Source organism: Arthrobacter sp. NPDC055138 (assembly GCF_053607305.1).
The window spans coordinates 405938-424670 of sequence record NZ_JBSGTH010000001.1 but is presented as its reverse complement, the minus strand read 5'-3'; the positions used below and the strand labels follow the sequence as shown (position 1 = coordinate 424670).

Genomic DNA, 18733 nt, shown 5'->3' with positions numbered 1-18733 from the left:
TCGCTTGGTCGACCACCGGGGATGGGCGGGAGCGGGTGCTGGTCTCCACGCGCTCGCTGGCGCTCGCTTGGTCGACCACCGGGGTTGGCAGGTAGGCGGGGGCTATTCTGCTGCGGCAAGCTGGCCGCAGGCGCCGTCGATCTCCTTGCCGCGGGTGTCGCGCAGCGTGGTGGGGATGCCGGCGTCGTTCAACCGGTTGACGAACTCGCGGGTGACGCCCGGATCGGACGAGGTCCAGATCGAGCCGGGCGTCGGGTTCAGCGGGATCGGGTTGACGTGCACCCAGCCGCGGCCGCGCTGGTTCAGCTTCTTGGCCAGCAGATCGGCCCGCCAAGCGTGGTCGTTCATGTCCTTAATCAGCGCGTATTCGATGGACACGCGGCGCCCGGTCGCCCGGAAGTAGCCGTACGCGGCGTCGAGGGCCTCGTCCACCTTCCAGCGGGAGTTCACCGGGATCAGCTCGTCGCGCAGTTCGTCGTCGGGGGCATGCAGGCTGAGCGCGAAGGTGAAGGGCAGGTTCTCGCCGGCCAGCTTGTTGATCGCCGGCACCAGGCCGACGGTGGAGACGGTGATGCCGCGGGCGCTCATGCCCAGGCCCTCGGGTGCCTCGTCCACCATGCGGTGCACGGCGTTCATCACGCGCTTGTAGTTGGCCAGCGGCTCGCCCATGCCCATGAAGACAATGTTGGTGACGCGTTCGGCGTCGTGCCCGGCGTCCTTGCGCTTTCCACCCAGGCCGCCCTCGGCGATCACCCGGTTGGCCTGCACAATCTGGTCCAGGATCTCCGCGGTGGACATGTTGCGGGTCAGGCCGGCCTGACCCGTGGCGCAGAACGGGCAGTTCATGCCGCAGCCGCACTGGCTGGAAACGCAGAGCGTGATCCGGCCGGGGTAGCGCATCAGCACGGACTCGACCAGCGAGCCGTCGAAGAGCCGCCAGAGGAACTTGATCGTGTCGCCGTTGTCCGTCTTCAGCCGCTTGACCTCGGTCAACAGGGTGGGGAAGAACGTCTCCGCCAACTCCGCACGGCGCTCCTTGGGCAGGTCGCTCATCCGCTCGGGATCGGTGGTGTAGTGCTGGAAGTAGTGCGTGGAGAGCTGCTTGGCGCGGAACGCCGGCAGCCCCAGCTCCTTCATCTTGTCCTGCCGCTCGGCCAGCGTCATATCCGCCAGATGCACCGGCGGCTGCTTGACCCGCGGGGACTTGAACTGCAGCAGCGGCCGACCCTCGGTGGTGACGGCTTGATCCCAGCCCTCGGCGGCTGGGCGCACCTGGGGCCGGTCGGAAATATTCTGGGGGGAAGAAATCTGCGAAGACATTGCCATCCATTGTCGCACAGACAGGATATAGTTCTCCCTCCGCCATCAAAGTGGCACTGAGCTGCGAGAACGCGGCGGCCGTCCCGGAGGCCGGGGTGTGCCTATTCTGGATCAATGCGTATCTGGAGCCTGCACCCCCGGTTGCTCGACGGCAAAGGCCTGGTGGCGTGCTGGCGGGAGACCCTGCTGGCCCAGAAGGTGCTCGCCGGCGAGACCAAGGGCTACCGGAACCACCCGCAGCTGCAGCGCTTCCGTGCCACCGCGGATCCTATGGCCGCCATCGGCGCCTACCTCTGCGGCATGGAAGCGGAGGCACTCAGCCGCGGCTACGCGTTCAATGCCGGCCTGATCCGGGTGACGCCCGAGCTGGTGCCCGGATGTGCACCCGGCACGCTGGCCCCTCCCCTACCGGTCACCACCGGACAGCTCCGCTACGAGTTCGAGCACCTGATGGCCAAGGTGGCCATCAGGGACCCGGCACACGCGCTGGTCTTGACCGGCGGAACACCATTGCCGCGCATCACCTCGGATCCGGCGTACGTCCCGGAGGCCCACCCGTTATTCACCGTGATCGACGGGCCGGTGGAGGACTGGGAGCGGCCCGCCTGACCCTCCGGAGGTCAGTGCCCTCGGGGGCACCGCCTTCCGGAGGTCAGCCCTGCGGCGCACGGTTCGCCTGGAAGCGGATGATCCGTTCCACGGCTGCGGCCACTGCTTCGGCGCCGGCTGCGAAGGACAGCCGGACGGAGCGAGTGCCGTTGACGGCGTCGAAATCGGCGCCGGGCACCAGTGCCACGCCCTCTTCCTCCAGCAGCGCCCGGCAGTAGTCGGCCGAATCCGCGAAGCCGCTGAGCTGGTCCCCGAGCTCGGCGTACAGATAGAACGCGCCGTCGGCCGGTGCCGCCGTTCCCCACTGCAGCCGGTCCAGGTTCCGCAGCAGCACGGCCCTCACCTCGGCGAAGGCGGCCACCGCGGCGTCGGCCTGCTCGTAGGATTCCTCGCTGAACGCCGCCAGCGCCGCCAGTTGGGCCGGCGCCGGCGGGCACAGCGCCACGTTCCCGGCGAGCGCCTCGATGGCGGGGGCGAGGTCGGCGGGCATCAGCGCCCATCCCAGCCGCCATCCCGTCATCCCCCAGTACTTGGAAAAAGAGGAAATAACGACGCCGGTGCGGTCCAGTTCCCAGGCGCAGGTTCCGCGGGCGTCGGGTGCCGAGGGGTCGGCCGGGTAGGTGATGCCGTGGTAGATCTCGTCGCTGACCAGCCGGACGCCGTGCTCGGCGCACCAGGCGGTCAGGGCGGCCAGTTCACTGCGCGACACCATGGTGCCGGTGGGGTTGGCGGGCGAGGCCAGCACCAGCCCCGACAGCGGGCCGTGGGCGGCAGCCGCGGCGTCCAGCAGTTCCGGCGTGGGCTGGTAGCGGACCTCCGGCCCGCAGTCGATCTCCACCACCTCGCAGCCGAGCGCGCGCAGGATGTTCCGGTAGGCCGGGTATCCGGGCCGCGCCAACGCCACCCGGTCCCCCGCGTTGAACGCGGAAAGGAACGCCAGCAGGAACCCGCCCGATGACCCGGTGGTCACGGCCACTTCCTCCGGTGCCACGTCCAGCCCGTACCAGTGACGGTAGTGCCCGGCGATCGCCGTCCGCAGTTCGCGGATGCCCAACGCGCTGGTGTAGGTCAGCGCCTGTCCGGAGGCGTGGATCTGTGCGGCCTGCGCCGAGACGGCTTGCGGTGCGCCGCCCGAGGGCTCGCCGGCGCACAGCGAAATGACGTCCCGGCCCGCGGCGCGCATCTGCGCCACCCGGTCCAGGATGTTCATCACCTGGAACGGCGGAACCTGCGCCCGGCCGGATACCTGCAGCTCGCTCACGTCCCGGCGCCCGCTAGGCGGTCTTGGCGATGTACACGTCGCAGGCCGCCTTGTGCGTCACCGAGCTGGCCACGCTGCCGAGCACCCGACCCAGCCCCTGCATCCCGACGTTGCCCACCACAATCAAGCGGGCGTTGACCCGTTCGGCCTCGGCCACCAGCGCGTCCTGGGGCTTGCCGAGCACCGCGGTGAAACTGGTCCGCAGCCCTTCCGCGCCCAGCTCCGTCGCCACATCGCGGGCAACCTTCTCGGCCTTCTCGGACTCGTGGATGAACCACTTGTCGTTGCCGATCTCCACAACTTCCGTCGTATCGGATTCATGGGCGGTAACCACCCGGAGCTCGGCGCCCATGGACGCGGCAAGTTTCGCCGCCGTGCGCGCCGCCTTCATGGCGGTTTCGCTGCCGTCTACTCCTACGATGATGATTCCGGCCATTGGGCCACCCCTTCGAGCGCGTCGTCTAGCGGCCATGTGGGCCGTTTCACACCAACTTACCCGCACCGGCGCCGATCCGCCGTCAGCCGCGGACCGCCGTCGTCGTTATCAGTCCACGAACTCCGATTGGGTCTCAATGAACTCCCAGTCCTCTTCCGGCAGCGTGGCCTCCTTCAGGTCCGGCCCGCCGGCCTCGTAGACCGCTGCGGCCGCATCCGGATCCACCACGTCGGCGCGCAGGTTCTCCCGGAACCACTGCTTGTGCCCCGTCGGCAGTTTCAGCCACCACTGTTCAATTCGCAATTCCGCCATCTCACGCATCCTCTGCTCGCCGGTACTTCAACCGTAGGTCGGCCGGTCGCGGCGGACAAGGGACGTGTGGCCCGCGCCGCCGGCGGAACAGGACGTGGCGCCGGCGGTGCCGCGGCCAACTACCTCCGCCGATAGGCGTTGGCGGGAACGCACCGGAGTGCCAAGGTGGACTTCGTCCGCAATCACCCGCCCGCCAACGCCAACGGCGGCCGTCTTCTGAAAAGGACCACACATGGACCGCATGGTTTTCATCAACCTCCCCGTCAGCGACCTGAAGAAGTCCACCGACTTCTACAAGGGCCTGGGCTTCACGCAGAATCCGGACTTCTCCTCCCCGGATGCCTCTTACATGACCATTTCCGACACCATCGCGGTGATGCTGTTGACCGAGGAGTACTTCGGCAAGTTCCTGCGCAACGGCACCCCGCATCTGGGCTCGGATGCCAAGGAAGTACTGGTGGCCCTCAGCGCCGAATCGAACGAGGAAGTGGACCGCTTGCTGGCCAACGCGCAGTCCGGCGGCGGCACCGCCTACCGGCCGGCGGAAGAGGAGATGCCAGGGATGTACGGGGGCGCTATGGCGGATCCGGACGGCCACGTCTGGGAGATCATGTACATGTCGCCGGAGGCGCTGCAAGGTGCAGCGGGGGAAAACACCGCCGCCACGGACACCGGCGCCGGCATCTAGTTCCACCGGCGCAGGCCGGCGAGTTGGCGGGCGCCTCCGCTATCGCCGCGCCAGAGGCCAGTGGCCAGAGGCCAGTGGCTAGTGGCTAGTGGCTAGCGGCCGGTCAGTTCCTGCTGCAGGCCGCGCACCTTGGCGGCGATCTGGTCGCGGACCAGGCGCATCCGCTCCTCGCCGTGGATCCCGCGCAGGCTCGGTTCCTCGATCTCCCAGCGCTCGTACTTGGTGCCGGGGAGTTCCTCCAGCTGCGCATTGCTGCCCAAGATGACCACGACGTCGGCGCGTCGCTGCGCTTCCTCGGTCACCGCCGTCGGGACCTGGCCGGAGATGTCGATGCCCAGTTCCGCCAAGGCCGCGGCGGATTCCGGGTTGACGGACTCACCCGGCTTGGTGCCGCAGGAGTGCACATCAACCGTGCCGGCCGCGGCGGCTTCCATCAGCCCCGCGGCCATCGGCGATTTCCCGCTGTTGCTGGAGCAGACGAACAGGACGCTGGGCTTCTCGGCTTTGTACCTCATGCCTGCCATTATCTCCGGCGCACCCTATGGGTCTGCCCGAACTTCTGGCACAGTGAAGGAAAGCAGCCGGCGCCGGCAGCGGTGGCCGGGAGCCGATCGACGCGAGGGGCCGCCATGACTGCCGAACCAACGGGCGCCGTCCGCCCCACCGTCCTGTTCGTGGCCGTGCGCGACGCCGGACGCTCGCAAATGGCCGCCGCCTACCTGACCCAGCTGGCCGACGGCGCCCTCAACGCGCGCTCGGCCGGCATCCGGCCGGCTGCCAGGCTGGACTCCGCCGTGGTTGATGCCATGGCGGAAGACGGGATCGATCTGTCCTCGGCGCAGCCGGCAGAAGTGACCGTGGAGTCCATCAACAACGCCCAGATGGTGGTGACCTTGGGCTCCGGCGGCGACTGCCCGGTGATTCCGGGCCGGCGCTACGAAGACTGGGACGTGGACGATCCCGCCGGCCAGCAGCCGGATGGTGTCCGCGCGGTCCGGGACGACATCAAGCACCGCGTGCAGCAATTGATGTCCGAGCTGCAGCCGGCCCTGCATCCGGACGCCCAGTAAACCCTGTCCACGCTCTGGAGGAGCTCAGGATGAACAGCGAGAAGCTCATCATTGTCGGTTCCGGCCCGGCCGGTTACACCGCGGCCATCTACGCCGCCCGGGCCGGCCTGGCGCCGCGGGTCCTGGCCGGCTCGGTCACCGCCGGCGGCGCGCTGATGAACACCACGGAGGTGGAGAACTTCCCGGGCTTCCCGGACGGCGTGCAGGGGCCGGAGCTGATGGAGCTGCTCCAGAAGCAGGCGGAGAAGTTCGGCGCAGCTGTGGAGTACGACGACGTTGCCTCCGTTGAGCTCTCGGGCCACCTTAAGAGCGTGACCACTTTGGGCGGCGACGAATATCAGGCGCCGGCGGTCATCCTGGCCACCGGCTCGGCCTACAAGGAACTCGGGCTGCCGGACGAGAAACGGCTTTCCGGCCACGGGGTGTCATGGTGCGCCACCTGCGACGGCTTCTTCTTCCGCGACCAGGACATCATTGTGGCCGGCGGCGGCGATTCGGCGATGGAGGAAGCGCTTTTCCTGACCCGCTTCGGGAAGTCGGTCACCGTCGTCGTCCGCCGGGACACGCTGCGCGCCTCCAAGATCATGGCCCAGCGGGCCAAGGACAACCCCAAGATCAGGTTCGAGTGGAACAGCACCATCACCGCGATCCACGGCGACAGCAAGGTCACCGGCGTGACGCTGGCCGACACCGTATCCGGTGCCACCCGCGAGCTGCCGGCGGCCGGGCTGTTCGTGGCGATCGGGCATCTGCCGCGCACCGAACTGGTCAAGGGCCAGGTGGAACTGGACGACGCCGGCTACATCAAGGTGGATTCGCCCACCACCGTCACGAATATCCACGGCGTTTTTGCCTGCGGAGATGCGGTGGACCACCGCTACCGGCAGGCCATCACCGCCGCGGGAACCGGCTGCTCCGCCGCGCTGGACGCCGAACGCTACCTGGCTGCGCTGGAAGATTCGGACAGCATCGCCACGGCCATCGTGGAAGACGAGACGCACGGCTGAACCGGGGTCCCCGGCGCGGGCTCGGAAACCCGCAACCCGTACACCACCAACCCGACACAGCCGGCGGCCTCATGATCTATGCATTCTCCGGCATATCTGTCGTCGAACGCGCATACGACGCCGAGACGCGGCGGTAGACCGGGGTCAGGAAGGCCAGCAGTGCGGCCACGATCATGATGATCCCCGCCGCCAAGAACACCAGGGCGATGCCGCGCGATGTGCCCTCGCCCAGCAGCGGGGCCAGCTGGGCGGCGCCTTCCTCCGAGCGGGCGTACGGGATGATCCAGACCTGCGCGATCGGCGCGATCAGGAACGCGGTGATCGGCGCTGCCGCAGACTCAAAGGCCATGGCGAAACCGAACACCCGTCCCTGCCGCTGCAGCGGCACCACCTGCTGGATGATCGACTGCTCGGCGGCCTCCACGAACGGCACCAGGACCAGATACAGCCAGATCCCGGCGATGTAAAGCCAGGCCCACTCGCGCAGAGTGAACACCGCGCCGAGGACGCCCATCACGATGACTGCGATGAGCATGGTGCGCAGCGGGTTGCGCCCCAGCCCGAACTTGCTGATCAGCCACCCGCCCACAATGAACCCGGTGGCGCCGAGCGCGAAGAAGGTCCCCCACAGCTCCACGGGGAACAGTTCCAGGCCGTAGGGATCCATCAGCGCCATGTAAACACCGCCGATGAAATTGTTGAACGTGGAGAACAGGATCAGCGCGAACAGGCCGGTGATGGCCAGCACGGCGGCAATCGAGCCGCGCAGGTCGAATCCGCCGTGCGCGTCCGTGGCGGCCGCGCGCACCTCCTCGGGCATGCGCAGCGTGAGTATGTGTGCGAAGGCCAGCGCCGTGAGGACCAGCGCCACGACGATGGTCCCGCCCATGCCGAGCAGCCCCACCGAGAGGCCGGAGAGCACCGATGTGACAATGAACATCAGCCCCTGCACCATCCCCACCAAACCGTTGGCGTTGGCGCGCCGGTCCGGCTCGATCAGGATAGTGACCGTGGTGGACAAGGCGATGTTGCGCATGTTCTCCACCACCGCGCCGGTCAGGATGATCAGGGAGAAGATCCAGAACCACGGCTGGGTCAGGTCCACCAGCGAGGCCTCCGACGTCAACAGGAACATGACCCCGGACAAGAGGAACATCGCCAGGGTGAATCCGGCCGCGAAGCGCATCACCGCCAGCTTGCGGTAGCGGTCCACGAAGGTGCCGAAGCTGATGCTGGACAGCGCTATCAACAGCATGTACGCCCCGCCGATCACGCCGGTGGCGATCACGTTGCGCGTCTGCAGGTAGACCCAGAACGTCAGGGCGAACCACAGGTAGCTGGTGGTGATGTTGGCCAGGGCCGTGTTCACCAGGATCCCCATGAACGTGCGGTATCGCTGCGCAGGGCTGCGCAAGGTGGTATCGACTGCTTCCGGATCGGCCAGGCTCGAGCCCTGACCATCCCCTCCCGGTGCGGAAACGACAGCCGCGTCCGCGTGAAGACCCGCCCCGCCGCCGTCAACCGCAGCAGTTTCGGACCCGTCCGGTTCCTGCTCGGTCATGGGTTCCAGTCTACTGAGAACCCACCGGCGGGGACACTGTTGCCTGGCCGAAAGTAGCCAGCAGGCGGCGCCGGTTCTGCCGCAGCTGCCTATCCTGCCTGTCCTTGCCGGGGCCGCCGCCGCGTCAGCCCACGCCTGCCGCTTACAGGTCCGCGATCAGTGCGTGCAGTGCTTCCAGATGCGTACGCAGTGCCTCGCGTCCCGCATGGGTCAGGCTGAGCCAGGTGCGGGGCCGTTTTCCGACATAGCCTTTCCTGACGCTGAGGTACCCGGCCTGTTCGAGAATTGCGGCCTGTTTGCTCAGCACCGCGTCGCTGGATTCAATAGCCTCGCGCACTGCCGCGAACTCCGCATCATCCACGCGTGCGAGGGCTGCCACAATGCTCAGCCGGACCGGGAGGCTCAGGTATTCGTCCAGCCGGAGCCGCGGATGGGGTGGCGTGCCGCTGTCAGTTGGATGCGCCGCGTCGGGCGCCGGCTGGCCCCCGGCACTCCTGGTCACAGTGTTTTCCCCCCGCTCATAGCTCGGGGGCCCCAGTGCAGCCGATCCGAGACTCCCGCCAAAATCGGCAGCCCTGTCGCTCCGGCATAGGGGATCCACAGCCATGCGTCGCGGACGTCCGTCAGCTCCAGCAGCACCACCCCTAGGCCAAAGAGCAGGGCACTCAGCACGAAGCCGGTCGAGTACCGCTTACTCCAACCCAAGCCCGATGCCTTTCGAAGGCGGGAGTAGCTGACACAAGTGCCGACCATACCAACCGAGAAGGCCGCAGTGGCGGCGATGTCCAGCCAGAGAATGTTCTGCGGATATACGTAGACGACGACCAAGAGGTAGAGCCCTATCAAGGTGGCCATCACCGCGGCGTAGCGGCGCCCAGCCACGTCGGCCGAGCGTGCGAGCCGCGCGCCGCCGATTCCGCCTGTCTGCGCTGCCCGTAACTGCTCTTCCAAATCGGGGCGGGATTCCTGAGAGTGGTTCGTTGACATGCGGGTCTCCTTTGACTCGTGCGCGTCCGTCCGGATGGACTATCCATAACGTACAGCAACTACATTCCATTTGGAAAGCACTTATCGCAATGTCCTTTGGTCCCCACGATCGGACTTGACGGACACCCGGCCTTAGTGTGGTGGGGAGCAACAACTCGAACACCGCAAGCGGAGGAACCCGGATTGTCGATACCTCCCCGACCCAGGGAGAACCATGCACGAACCGCCTGAGCGGATCCTTCTCGTCGGTTGCGGGAAGCTCGGCACCCGGCTGGGTGAGCACCTCTTGACCACTGGAGCGGAGGTATTCGCGCTCCGCCGCAACACGGCTGCCCTCCCCGCCGCATTCTCCGCCGTGCCCGTCGACCTCGGGAAACCACTTCAGCTTGAATTGCCGAGAGTGGATGCAATGGTTGTCACCCTCACCCCCGACATCCAAGCGACCGCGGACCAGTCGGATGGGTACCTCACCGCACTCAGAAACCTCGCCGCGGCGCTGCCGAGCAGGCCGCGACGAACAGTGTTCGTCTCCTCCACCCGAGTCTTCGAAGGGAGAACAGACCACCGGGCGCTCACGGAAACGGATGCACCAGCCCCGACGACTGAACGGGGCAGGACACTCCGTGACGGAGAGCTTCTCGCGTCCGAGCTCTTCGACGCGCATATCCTTAGGCCCGCAGGGATCTACGGGCCTGGCCGGGAGATGCTCCTGCGGAAAGTCATCGAGGGAACCCCGGTCCAGTATGCGAAGCGCACGAACCGGATCCACGAGACCGATCTGGTCCGCACACTGCAGGCACTGCTGTCAGCGGAGCACCCGCCATCTCTCCTACACGCCGTCGACCAGGCTCCCGCAGCCCTGGGCGAGGTCGTCACGTACATCGCGCACCGGCTGGGACTCCAACCGCCCCCGCGGATCCAGCCTGACGTGGCCAGCGGGACCGTCCTGAGCGGCACGCGGCTCCTCACAGTACTGGGGACCTTGCAGTACCCCACGTTTGAAGCTGGGTACGACCACGTCATTGCGGCCCGCAATGAGAAGACCTCCAAGCCCGACGGCACGCACGGCAACTCGTAAAGTCCTGCTCTGTGGAGGGTGGCCGGGCGAGCGGAGTCCGAGGCGTTGCCCGTCATGAAGCCAAGAGCCGGTGCGTCCCCGGGAAGGGGTCGCACCGGCTCCTGGCTAAGCGGCCGGAAAGGTCAGCTGCAGGTGTAGGTGACGCCGTCTTCGAAGTGGGTGCCCGGGCCGAGTTCGCCACAGACCTCCACCATGTAGGCGATGCCCGCAATGGTGATGATGGTGAACAGGATCAGCAGCACGGTCCCCACCGCACCGATGATGATGCCGGCCAGCGCGAAGCCGTTCTTGGCATTGGCGCGCTTGGACTGCACCATGCCGATGATGCTGACGATCAGGCCGGCCACGGTCAGCGGACCGAGCAGCGAGAGGACAAAGCCGACGATTCCCATGGTCTTGCCGGGAACCGGCTGTCCGGGAACGGGATGACCCGGGTAGCCGTACGGGGCGGCCTGCTGCGGGTACGCCTGCTGGCCTGGGCCCTGCTGTGGGTAGGACGGGTAGGCGCTCTGCGGTGCCTGCGGCAGCCCGGAGGTGCTGGATTCGGGGTGTTCCCCGGGACCGTTAGGGGTAGACATGGGTTCCTCTCAATCGTGCGGTGCGGTGCGTGATTATACGATTCATCATTTCGCACCGGACCAGCTAAGCCCAAACGGGGCGGATCAGCCCCGCCCCACCAACGCATCAACCTGTTGCAGCAGGGCTTCCATCTCGCCGTCGGCCATCTGGTTCTGCTGCGCATCCGGCGAAAAGAACGTCGCGCTGAAGTACAGGCCGTCACCGATCAGCTTCACGGCTTGTGCCACCGGCCGGCTGCCCAGGGCAAGCTCCAACGTTTCCAACCAGAGTTCCTGGATCTGCGCGAACGTGTTGGCCGCGGCGGGGTGGCCCTGCTGGACCAACCGGGCCAGGGCAACAATGGCGCGGTCCAAGGGCGAGTCGACGTAGTTGGAGGTGCGCACGTAGTAGCGGGCCGCCCCCTCCGGCGCACTGCTGATCCGCTCCGCATCCTCGGCCGACAGTTCCGCTAGCCGGTAGCAGAGCCCCTCGACCATCGCCTCCTTGGAGGGAAAGTGGTAGAGCAGCCCGCCCTTGGACACTCCGGCTGCCGCTGCAACGGCATCCATGGTGGCGGCTCGTTCGCCTTCTTTGATCAGGATGTCCTCGAAGTTGTCGAGGATCCGGTCTTTCGCACTGGCCATCCAACCATCCTAGGACGCGGTCCTTCTGCTGCGCGGGCATTCCGCTGCCGCCTTGCAACTATACCGTCCAGACGGTATAGTTGAAGGATCACCTAAACACCTGCCTCCGAAAGATGCACCATGCTTACCGTCACCCAGCGCGCCGGCCGCAAGGAATGGACCGCCCTGGCCGTATTGATGCTGCCAGTCCTGCTGGTCGCCGTCGACAACACCGTGCTGAGCTTTGCCGTGCCGGCCATCTCGCTGGCTTTCAGCACCAGCGGCACCACGCTCCTATGGATCATCGACATCTACCCGCTGGTGCTCGCCGGCCTGCTAGTGGCGATGGGCAGCCTGGGCGACCGCTTCGGCCGGCGCAGGATGCTGATGATCGGCGCCGCCGGCTTCGCCGCGCTCTCCGCACTCGCCGCGTTCTCACCGAGCGCTGAGCTGCTGGTGGCTGCCCGCGCCGGCCTCGGCATCTTCGGGGCCATGCTGATGCCGGCCACCCTGTCCCTGCTTCGGAACATCTTCATCGACCGGACGCAGCGGCGCCTGGCCGTTGCCATTTGGGCCGCAGGCTTCTCCGCCGGCGCCGCGCTCGGCCCGCTGCTGGGCGGCGTGCTACTGGAGCATTTCTGGTGGGGCTCGGTGTTCCTGCTGGCGGTTCCCATGCTGCTGCCGATGCTGGTGCTGACTCCGGCGTTCGTGCCGGAGTCGCGCGACCCCGAGCCGGGACCCGTGGACGTGCCCAGCATCCTGCTGTCGGTCGCCGCGCTGCTCCCGGTGGTCTTCGCCATCAAACAGGTGGCCGCCGGCGGGGACTTGACTGCCATCGCTGCGTCCGCCGCCGTCGGGATCCTTGCCGGCTGGCTGTTTGTCCGGCGCCAACTGCACCGCTCGAATCCCATGCTGGACGTGCGGCTGTTCCGTTACCGCCCGTTCACCGGCGCCGTGCTGGTGAACCTCCTGGCCGTGTTCTCGCTGGTGGGCTTCCTGTACTTCGTCTCCCAGCATCTCCAGCTTGTCCTCGGACTGAGCCCGCTGCGGGCCGGCCTAGTGCTGCTGCCCGGCCTATTGGTGACGATCGCCGCCGGACTCTTGGCGGTGCCGCTGGTGCGCCGAATTGCCCCGCATCTGGTGGTGGCCGGGGCCCTGTTGTTGTCCGCGTCGGCATACTGGCTGGCGGCCTCCACCCCGGATGCGTCGGCCCTGACCCTGATGGCCGCGTTCGCGCTGCTCGGTGCGGGCGTCGGCGCTTCCGAAACGCTCTCGAACGACCTCATCCTCTCCAGCGTCCCGGCGGCCAAGGCGGGAGCGGCCTCCGCCGTGTCCGAGACTGCCTACGAAGTCGGCTCCGTCTTAGGCACCGCCGTGCTCGGCAGCATCCTGGTCGGCGCCTACCGGCAGAACATCGTGCTGCCGTCCGGCCTGACCGCCGAACAGCAGCACGCCGCCGGCGAGACCCTGGGCGGCGCCATCACGGTGGCGGATCAGCTGCCGGAACGCTCCGGTGCCGCGCTGCTCGACTCTGCTGTCCACGCCTTCGACAGCGGCGTCACCGTCACCGCCGGACTGGCCGGAACCCTGATGGTCGCGTCCGCATGGCTGGCCTACCGGACGCTGCGCACGCCGCAACAGCAGTAAGCCCGCAGCCGCCCGGCCCACCCGCCGGGCGGTTCGGCGCGCCTGCCAGGAAGCAGCCCCGCCGCCGTCGTCGTGCACCACCGTCGCCCATGCCCATGGTTTCCGTCACAGATCCTTGCGTCATACCCCTAGGGGGTATATCTTGATCGTGTAGCCCCCAGAATGAGGAAGCCATGAACCACACCTCCCACCCCAGCGTCACCGGCCCTGCCGCCGTCGACGAGCACATCGGCCACGCCTATACCTCGGACAAGGACGCCTACCTGCGCCGCCTGAAGCGCGTCGAAGGCCAGGTCCGCGGCATCGCCCGCATGGTGGAAGAGGACAAGTACTGCATTGACATCCTCACGCAGGTGGCCGCAGTCAACAAGGCCCTGCATGCGGTGAGCGTCGGCCTGCTCGAAGACCACATCGGACATTGCGTGGTCGGCGCAGCCAAGGAATCCGAGCTCAACGACGATCCGCGGATCGTCCAGGACAAGGTCAAGGAAGCCTCGGACGCCATCGGCCGGCTCCTGCGCTGACGCCGGCTCCCCGACCATCTACCCCAGGAGATTTTTATGAGCACCACCACCATCAGCATCGACGGCATGACCTGCAGCCACTGCGTGGACGCCGTGACCGAAGAGCTCAAGGCCCTCGACGGAGTCCGTGACGTCAGCATCCGGCTGAACAAGGGCGGCATTTCCACCGCCACGGTCAGCTCCGAGGCCCAGCTGGACCCGGCGCAAGTCGGCGAAGCGGTCGCCGAAGCCGGGTACACCGTCGTCGCAAACATCGCTTAACCCGTACGACGGCGGTGCCTCCCGCCGCCGCCCGTCACCTTATTTTGCCCAGCACCTGATGCGCCGCAACCACCCGCGGCAAACCCAGAATCGAGATGACCGTCTGATGGCCTCCCATCCCGCTGCCCAGGACCCCGTAGTCGGCCCGGCTCCGGCCCGGACCGTAGAACTGGCGATCGAAGGCATGACCTGCGCCTCCTGTGTGAACCGCGTGGAGCGCAAACTCGGCAGGATCGAAGGCGTAGAGGCGAGCGTGAACCTGCCGCTGGAATCCGCCGTGGTCGACGTCCCGCACGGTGTCACGGACCAGCAACTGCTGGATACGGTGAACGCCACCGGCTACAAGGCTCGGGTGAAGCGGCAGCCGCATGCCAGCCACGCATCGGGACACGGGCCTGCGGAAACGGGCCGCGCCGGGGACACGGAGGCCGACCTCCACGACGACGCCGCGGAGCACAGCGACCACGCGGACCACGCCGACCATGCGGACCACGAAGACCATATGGCGCACGGCGGCACCGCCGACGAGCTGAGGCCGCGCCTGTGGACCGCCGCCATCCTGACCATCCCGGTCTTCATCATCTCGATGATTCCCGGCGCGCAGTTCCCGCACTGGGGCTGGGTGGCCTTTGCACTGAGCATCCCGGTGGTGTTCTGGGCGGCCTGGCCGTTCCACCGCGCGGCGGCGGTCAACGCCCGGCATCTCGCCTCCACCATGGACACGCTGGTGTCGCTTGGTGTGCTGGCTGCCTTCTTCTTCTCCGCCTGGCAGCTGTTCATGGATCCGATGCTGACCGAACACGTAAACGGCAACATGGCCGCGCACGCACTGTACTTCGAGGTGGCCGTCGTCGTAGTCACCTTCCTGCTGCTGGGCCGGTATCTGGAAGCCAATGCCAAGCAGAGGGCCGGCGACGCGCTGAAGTCCCTGCTGAATCTGGGCGCAAAGGGCGCCACCGTGCTGCGGGACGGCACCGAGGTGAAGGTAGCGGCCGCCGATCTGGTCCCGGGCGACATGATGGTGGTCCGGCCGGGCGAGAAAATCCCCACCGACGGCTATGTGGTGGACGGCCATTCCGCCGTCGATACCTCCCTGCTCACCGGTGAATCCGTGCCGGTGGAAGTGGATGTGGACGACACCGTCACCGGCGCCACCATCAACACGTCGGGCCGGCTGCTGGTCCGCGCCACCCGGGTCGGTTCGGACACCACGCTGGCGCAAATGGGCCGGCTGGTCAGCCAGGCGCAGGCCGGCAAGGCCCCGATCGCCAGGCTGGCGGACCGGATCAGCTCGGTCTTCGTCCCGATCGTGCTGGTCATCGCCATCATCACTTTCATCCTGTGGATGGTCTTCACCGGCGATCTCCAAGCTGCGTTCACCGCCGCCGTGACGGTGCTGGTCATTGCCTGCCCGTGCGCGCTGGGGCTAGCCACGCCTACCGCCCTACTCACCGGAACCGGCCGGGCGTCGCAGCTGGGCATCCTCATCAAGGGCCCGCAGATCCTCGAGGACACCCGGCACGTGGACACCATCGTGCTGGACAAGACCGGCACCGTGACCACCGGGCAGCAGGCGGTCGAGAGCGTGGTGGCACTGGCGGACCGCAGCGAAGACGACGTGCTGCTGCTGGCCGGCGCCGTCGAGGCTGGCTCCGAGCACCCGATCGCCCTGGCCATTGTGACGGCTGCCCGGGACGTGGCGGCGCGCACCGCAACACCGGTCGACGGCGGCGGCTTCCCCTCGGGCGGCAAGGCCGACGCCGCACTGCCGGCCCTCGCCGACTTCCACAGCACCGCTGGCGGCGGCGTCCGCGGCAGCATCACCGAACGCGACGGCCGCACCAGCACCGTGGTGGTGGGCCGCAACAACTGGATGGACGAAAACGGCATCGTCGTCTCGGACGAGCACCGCCGCATCCTGCTGGAACAGCAGCAGGCCGGCTCAACCGCGGTGTGGGTCGCCGTCGGCGGGGCGGTCGCCGGCATCGTCAACCTCCAGGACACCGTCAAAGAGCACTCCGCGCCCGCCATCGCCCGGTTCAAGGAACTGGGGCTGCACCCCATCCTGCTCACCGGCGACAACGCCGCGGTCGCAGCCGAGGTGGCGGCCGAGGTCGGCATCGCGCCGCAGGACGTCTTCGCCGACGTGCTCCCGGAGGAGAAGGTGGCCGCGATCAAACGGCTGCAGGAGCAGGGCAAGACCGTGGCCATGGTGGGCGACGGCGTGAACGACGCCGCCGCACTGGCCCAGGCCGACCTCGGCATCGCCATGGGCGCCGGGACCGATGTAGCCATCGAGGCCGCTGACCTGACCGTAATGGGCAGCGACCTGGTCCAGGTGGTGCAGTCCATCGAGCTGAGCCGCAAGACGCTCTCCACTATCAAGTCCAACCTGTTTTGGGCTTTCGCCTACAACACACTCGGCATCCCGGTGGCGGCCTTCGGCCTGCTCAACCCGATGATCGCCGGCGCCGCGATGGCCGCCAGCTCGGTGCTGGTGGTGGCCAACTCGCTGCGGCTGCGCCGCTTCGGGCGGTAGGCGCCGGGGCGCCTGCCACCCCCGACACCGCGCCCTTACCCCGCTGACCTGCGGAAACACCCGCTACGCAGCGTGGCACCGCCCCCGAGGGTACTTGCCACGAAGCGTAGCGCTGTGCGGAGGCGATGATGAGGCTGTCCGGCCTGACCGCTGGCTACTGTTGAGAAAACACCACTGGTCCAACCGCAACGGAGACATCGATGACGCTCGGAGAAAAACTCAAGGCCGCCCGGAAGAAGGCCGGGCTCTCCCAGGATGAACTCGCGCAGAAGGTCTGTGTCTCCCGCCAGGCGATCACCAAGTGGGAGAACAACAAGGGCGTTCCGGACATCGCGAATCTCAAGGCGCTCGCCACCCTGTTCGATGTCAGCGTCGACTACCTGCTGAGCGATGCCCCCGGGTTCTCCGCGCAGATCATCCGCGAACCGATCGACAGTGGCCAGTACAAGAAGTCGGGCAAGGAAAGGGGCAAGTTCGATGCCGCTGTGCGCGCCAAATACCCGAACGCCGACGTCATCTACCCGCTGACCCGGCGCAGGAAACTCACCACCTGGGAATCGATCGTCGACTTTATTGTCCAGCCGGGCACGCTCAACGCGGCAGACTCGCTGCGCGACCTCTCCGGCTACTACGTGGTGGATCTGGGCGACCGGCACCTCTTGGTCAACGTCAGCAGGGAATTCGTTGAAAGCCGTGAACTCACCGCCAAGTTCGACAAGCGCAGGCAGGTCATTGGAGACAACGTCTTCACCAAGGCCCCTTACACACTCTAAAGTCCGGGCTAGACGGCCGTCCCATAGCGCACGGCCGCGCGGGCGCGGGCCTTGGCCGCTTCTTCCTCGCGGTTCTTCGGCGGTGCCGCCGTCACCAGGTCGTCGAGCAGGTGCGCGGTGATGTGCGCGATTTCGTGCACCGCCTGGTTGAACGCTTCCTCGTTGGCCTTCGACGGCTTGTTGCTGCCGCTGACCTTGCGGACGTATTGCAGGGCGGCGGCCTCGATTTCGGCGTTCGACGCCGCGGGTTCGAAATTGTGGAGCTGGCGGATATTCCGGCACATGGCGGGCCTCCGGTGTAGGTCGTGGATGCTGGCTGGTTCTAGTCTGCTCCCCCGCCGCGGCGTCGCACCACCCCAACCCAGTACGACGGCGGGGTCCGACACCTTACCGGGCCTCGCCGTCGTACTGGGTTGACATCAAAGCCGCTGCCGGTCCGTGCCGCTTTATCCCGGCAGGAGGAGTTTCGCGCCGCGAAGGGCAAACCGGAGGCTGACACTCAGCTGATTAGTGTTCACGGGTTCGCTGCGCTTAGTTGTACCGGCGTCCGCCCAGCCAGCTGACCATGGCGGGGTCGCGGTGGTCGAAGAAGAGGCTGGTACCGGTGTCCAGGGCCGCGATCTGGGTCATCTCTTCCTCGGTGAGTGTGAAGCCGAAGACGTCGAGGTTTTGGGCCATGCGTTCGGGCCGGACCGATTTGGGAATGACGACGACGTCGCGCTGGATGAGCCAGCGCAGTACGACCTGCGCGACGGACTTGCCCTGGGCGTCGGCGATGGTGCTGAGGACCGGATCGGTGAAGAGGTTGTTCTTGCCTTCGGCGAACGGTCCCCAGGACTCGATCTGGACGCCGTGTTCGAGCATCAGTTCCTGGTCGGCGGCGCGCTGGTGGAACGGGTGGGTCTCGATCTGGTTCACCGCCGGGACGATTTCGTTATGGTCGATGAGGTCCACCAGCCGGTCGGGGTGAAAGTTGGAGACGCCAATGGCCCGGACCAAGCCTCCTTTGTTGAGGTCCTGCATGGCGCGCCACTCACTGTAGTAGTCCCCCAGCGGCTGATGGATCAGGTAAAGGTCCAGGTAGTCCAGGCCAAGCCGGTTCAGGGAATTCTGGAACGAACGCTTGGTGTCGTCGTAGACGCTGCCCGTGGGTGCATGCTGGATCCAGAGTTTGGTGGTGACGAAGAGTTCCTCGCGGGTGATCCCGCTGGCCTTGACGGCCGCACCTACGGCCTCTTCGTTGCCGTAGGACGCTGCCGTGTCCAGATGCCGGTATCCGGCGGCCAGTGCTGCTTCGACCGCGGCCTGGGTTTCCTCTCCTGGGATTTGGAATACGCCGAAGCCGAGGATGGGCATTTCGACGCCGTTGTTGAGCGTTACGTTCTTCACGATTGTTCCTTAGCGTTGTTCGTTGCGGTTTGGGGCTGGGGGTTGGAGAGCGGCCTTCGGCGCTGACTAACGGGTCCGAGCCGCGTGACG

At 67.0% G+C, this 18733-nt stretch carries 22 protein-coding genes; 10 read left to right on the top strand and 12 right to left on the bottom strand.

Annotation, left to right across the window (positions count from 1 at the left end; translation table 11 throughout):
• Positions 1-102: 102 nt before the first annotated feature.
• Entirely contained in the window at positions 103-1320 is a 1218-nt protein-coding gene (gene rlmN, locus ACWF5H_RS02025; protein ID WP_452034500.1) for a 23S rRNA (adenine(2503)-C(2))-methyltransferase RlmN, read from the bottom strand.
• A gap of 114 nt (positions 1321-1434) precedes the next feature.
• Between rlmN and ACWF5H_RS02020 the strand changes: the two genes are divergently transcribed.
• Positions 1435-1929, top strand: a complete 495-nt coding sequence (locus ACWF5H_RS02020) for a pyrimidine dimer DNA glycosylase/endonuclease V (RefSeq protein ID WP_452034499.1) — start codon at positions 1435-1437, stop codon at positions 1927-1929.
• Between the two features lie 43 nt (positions 1930-1972).
• Here ACWF5H_RS02020 and ACWF5H_RS02015 read toward each other — a convergent pair whose 3' ends face one another.
• The 3 genes from ACWF5H_RS02015 to ACWF5H_RS02005 form a co-directional block, all read right to left on the bottom strand.
• A complete protein-coding gene (locus ACWF5H_RS02015; RefSeq protein ID WP_452035325.1) occupies positions 1973-3139 on the bottom strand; it encodes an aminotransferase class I/II-fold pyridoxal phosphate-dependent enzyme in 1167 nt (388 codons plus the stop codon).
• A gap of 64 nt (positions 3140-3203) precedes the next feature.
• Entirely contained in the window at positions 3204-3626 is a 423-nt protein-coding gene (locus ACWF5H_RS02010; protein WP_364649219.1) for a universal stress protein, read from the bottom strand.
• A gap of 108 nt (positions 3627-3734) precedes the next feature.
• Positions 3735-3938: a hypothetical protein gene (locus tag ACWF5H_RS02005; protein ID WP_364649216.1), complete on the bottom strand. Its 204-nt coding sequence runs from the start codon at positions 3936-3938 to the stop codon at positions 3735-3737.
• 232 nt (positions 3939-4170) lie between these two features.
• Between ACWF5H_RS02005 and ACWF5H_RS02000 the strand changes: the two genes are divergently transcribed.
• On the top strand, positions 4171-4626 hold the full coding sequence (locus ACWF5H_RS02000; protein ID WP_452034496.1) for a VOC family protein: 456 nt from the start codon (positions 4171-4173) through the stop codon (positions 4624-4626).
• A gap of 92 nt (positions 4627-4718) precedes the next feature.
• Here ACWF5H_RS02000 and ACWF5H_RS01995 read toward each other — a convergent pair whose 3' ends face one another.
• Positions 4719-5141, bottom strand: a complete 423-nt coding sequence (locus ACWF5H_RS01995) for an arsenate-mycothiol transferase ArsC (protein WP_452034494.1) — start codon at positions 5139-5141, stop codon at positions 4719-4721.
• A 114-nt stretch (positions 5142-5255) separates the two neighbouring features.
• On the opposite strand from ACWF5H_RS01995, the gene ACWF5H_RS01990 reads away from it, so the two are divergent.
• On the top strand, positions 5256-5696 hold the full coding sequence (locus tag ACWF5H_RS01990; RefSeq protein WP_452034493.1) for an arsenate-mycothiol transferase ArsC: 441 nt from the start codon (positions 5256-5258) through the stop codon (positions 5694-5696).
• A 29-nt stretch (positions 5697-5725) separates the two neighbouring features.
• Positions 5726-6703, top strand: coding sequence for a thioredoxin-disulfide reductase (gene trxB, locus ACWF5H_RS01985; protein ID WP_452034492.1), 978 nt, complete (start codon positions 5726-5728; stop codon positions 6701-6703).
• A 76-nt stretch (positions 6704-6779) separates the two neighbouring features.
• Here trxB and ACWF5H_RS01980 read toward each other — a convergent pair whose 3' ends face one another.
• The 3 genes from ACWF5H_RS01980 to ACWF5H_RS01970 form a co-directional block, all read right to left on the bottom strand.
• Entirely contained in the window at positions 6780-8084 is a 1305-nt protein-coding gene (locus ACWF5H_RS01980) for an MFS transporter (RefSeq protein ID WP_452035323.1), read from the bottom strand.
• Positions 8085-8406: 322 nt separating this feature from the next.
• Positions 8407-8766: a winged helix-turn-helix domain-containing protein gene (locus ACWF5H_RS01975; protein WP_452034490.1), complete on the bottom strand. Its 360-nt coding sequence runs from the start codon at positions 8764-8766 to the stop codon at positions 8407-8409.
• Positions 8763-9251 carry a hypothetical protein gene (locus ACWF5H_RS01970; RefSeq protein WP_452034488.1) on the bottom strand — a complete coding sequence of 163 codons (489 nt, stop codon included), beginning with the start codon at positions 9249-9251 and terminating at the stop codon, positions 8763-8765. The genes ACWF5H_RS01975 and ACWF5H_RS01970 overlap by 4 nt, the downstream gene beginning before the upstream one ends.
• 214 nt (positions 9252-9465) lie before the next feature.
• On the opposite strand from ACWF5H_RS01970, the gene ACWF5H_RS01965 reads away from it, so the two are divergent.
• A complete protein-coding gene (locus tag ACWF5H_RS01965; RefSeq protein ID WP_452034486.1) occupies positions 9466-10329 on the top strand; it encodes a sugar nucleotide-binding protein in 864 nt (287 codons plus the stop codon).
• Between the two features lie 122 nt (positions 10330-10451).
• On the opposite strand, the gene ACWF5H_RS01960 is transcribed toward ACWF5H_RS01965, so the two are convergent.
• Both ACWF5H_RS01960 and ACWF5H_RS01955 read right to left on the bottom strand, forming a co-directional pair.
• The gene (locus tag ACWF5H_RS01960) at positions 10452-10907 is read right to left on the bottom strand and encodes a hypothetical protein (RefSeq protein ID WP_452034484.1); all 456 of its coding nucleotides are present in this window, start codon (positions 10905-10907) and stop codon (positions 10452-10454) included.
• Positions 10908-10991: 84 nt separating this feature from the next.
• Positions 10992-11531, bottom strand: coding sequence for a TetR/AcrR family transcriptional regulator (locus ACWF5H_RS01955; protein WP_452034483.1), 540 nt, complete (start codon positions 11529-11531; stop codon positions 10992-10994).
• 120 nt (positions 11532-11651) lie between these two features.
• On the opposite strand from ACWF5H_RS01955, the gene ACWF5H_RS01950 reads away from it, so the two are divergent.
• From ACWF5H_RS01950 to ACWF5H_RS01930, 5 genes are all read left to right on the top strand, one after another.
• On the top strand, positions 11652-13157 hold the full coding sequence (locus tag ACWF5H_RS01950; protein ID WP_452034482.1) for an MFS transporter: 1506 nt from the start codon (positions 11652-11654) through the stop codon (positions 13155-13157).
• A 173-nt stretch (positions 13158-13330) separates the two neighbouring features.
• A complete protein-coding gene (locus tag ACWF5H_RS01945; RefSeq protein ID WP_364649187.1) occupies positions 13331-13681 on the top strand; it encodes a metal-sensitive transcriptional regulator in 351 nt (116 codons plus the stop codon).
• A 36-nt stretch (positions 13682-13717) separates the two neighbouring features.
• Complete coding sequence (locus ACWF5H_RS01940) at positions 13718-13942, top strand: heavy-metal-associated domain-containing protein (protein WP_452034480.1); 225 nt, start codon at positions 13718-13720, stop codon at positions 13940-13942.
• Between the two features lie 106 nt (positions 13943-14048).
• On the top strand, positions 14049-16481 hold the full coding sequence (locus ACWF5H_RS01935; protein WP_452034479.1) for a heavy metal translocating P-type ATPase: 2433 nt from the start codon (positions 14049-14051) through the stop codon (positions 16479-16481).
• 200 nt (positions 16482-16681) lie between these two features.
• A complete protein-coding gene (locus ACWF5H_RS01930) occupies positions 16682-17254 on the top strand; it encodes a helix-turn-helix domain-containing protein (RefSeq protein ID WP_452034478.1) in 573 nt (190 codons plus the stop codon).
• Between the two features lie 8 nt (positions 17255-17262).
• Here the strand turns inward: ACWF5H_RS01930 and ACWF5H_RS01925 are convergent, their stop codons facing one another.
• Complete coding sequence (locus ACWF5H_RS01925; protein WP_364649174.1) at positions 17263-17538, bottom strand: DUF2277 domain-containing protein; 276 nt, start codon at positions 17536-17538, stop codon at positions 17263-17265.
• Positions 17539-17785: 247 nt separating this feature from the next.
• On the bottom strand, positions 17786-18643 hold the full coding sequence (locus tag ACWF5H_RS01920) for an aldo/keto reductase (RefSeq protein ID WP_452034476.1): 858 nt from the start codon (positions 18641-18643) through the stop codon (positions 17786-17788).
• Positions 18644-18733 lie beyond the last annotated feature (90 nt).

What these genes read in the sequence shown, in the direction of transcription:
- ACWF5H_RS02000 (WP_452034496.1), top strand. Translation starts at nt 4,171, where the DNA reads ATGGACCGCATGGTTTTCATCAACCTCCCCGTCAGCGACCTGAAGAAG.
- rlmN (WP_452034500.1), bottom strand. Translation starts at nt 1,320, where the DNA reads ATGTCTTCGCAGATTTCTTCCCCCCAGAATATTTCCGACCGGCCCCAG.
- ACWF5H_RS02015 (WP_452035325.1), bottom strand. Translation starts at nt 3,139, where the DNA reads ATGAACATCCTGGACCGGGTGGCGCAGATGCGCGCCGCGGGCCGGGAC.
- trxB (WP_452034492.1), top strand. Translation starts at nt 5,726, where the DNA reads ATGAACAGCGAGAAGCTCATCATTGTCGGTTCCGGCCCGGCCGGTTAC.
- ACWF5H_RS02010 (WP_364649219.1), bottom strand. Translation starts at nt 3,626, where the DNA reads ATGGCCGGAATCATCATCGTAGGAGTAGACGGCAGCGAAACCGCCATG.
- ACWF5H_RS01935 (WP_452034479.1), top strand. Translation starts at nt 14,049, where the DNA reads ATGGCCTCCCATCCCGCTGCCCAGGACCCCGTAGTCGGCCCGGCTCCG.
- ACWF5H_RS01940 (WP_452034480.1), top strand. Translation starts at nt 13,718, where the DNA reads ATGAGCACCACCACCATCAGCATCGACGGCATGACCTGCAGCCACTGC.
- ACWF5H_RS01950 (WP_452034482.1), top strand. Translation starts at nt 11,652, where the DNA reads ATGCTTACCGTCACCCAGCGCGCCGGCCGCAAGGAATGGACCGCCCTG.
- ACWF5H_RS01925 (WP_364649174.1), bottom strand. Translation starts at nt 17,538, where the DNA reads ATGTGCCGGAATATCCGCCAGCTCCACAATTTCGAACCCGCGGCGTCG.
- ACWF5H_RS01955 (WP_452034483.1), bottom strand. Translation starts at nt 11,531, where the DNA reads ATGGCCAGTGCGAAAGACCGGATCCTCGACAACTTCGAGGACATCCTG.
- ACWF5H_RS01990 (WP_452034493.1), top strand. Translation starts at nt 5,256, where the DNA reads ATGACTGCCGAACCAACGGGCGCCGTCCGCCCCACCGTCCTGTTCGTG.
- ACWF5H_RS02020 (WP_452034499.1), top strand. Translation starts at nt 1,435, where the DNA reads ATGCGTATCTGGAGCCTGCACCCCCGGTTGCTCGACGGCAAAGGCCTG.
- ACWF5H_RS01965 (WP_452034486.1), top strand. Translation starts at nt 9,466, where the DNA reads ATGCACGAACCGCCTGAGCGGATCCTTCTCGTCGGTTGCGGGAAGCTC.
- ACWF5H_RS01930 (WP_452034478.1), top strand. Translation starts at nt 16,682, where the DNA reads ATGACGCTCGGAGAAAAACTCAAGGCCGCCCGGAAGAAGGCCGGGCTC.
- ACWF5H_RS02005 (WP_364649216.1), bottom strand. Translation starts at nt 3,938, where the DNA reads ATGGCGGAATTGCGAATTGAACAGTGGTGGCTGAAACTGCCGACGGGG.
- ACWF5H_RS01995 (WP_452034494.1), bottom strand. Translation starts at nt 5,141, where the DNA reads ATGAGGTACAAAGCCGAGAAGCCCAGCGTCCTGTTCGTCTGCTCCAGC.
- ACWF5H_RS01945 (WP_364649187.1), top strand. Translation starts at nt 13,331, where the DNA reads ATGAACCACACCTCCCACCCCAGCGTCACCGGCCCTGCCGCCGTCGAC.
- ACWF5H_RS01970 (WP_452034488.1), bottom strand. Translation starts at nt 9,251, where the DNA reads ATGTCAACGAACCACTCTCAGGAATCCCGCCCCGATTTGGAAGAGCAG.
- ACWF5H_RS01960 (WP_452034484.1), bottom strand. Translation starts at nt 10,907, where the DNA reads ATGTCTACCCCTAACGGTCCCGGGGAACACCCCGAATCCAGCACCTCC.
- ACWF5H_RS01980 (WP_452035323.1), bottom strand. Translation starts at nt 8,084, where the DNA reads ATGGGGATCCTGGTGAACACGGCCCTGGCCAACATCACCACCAGCTAC.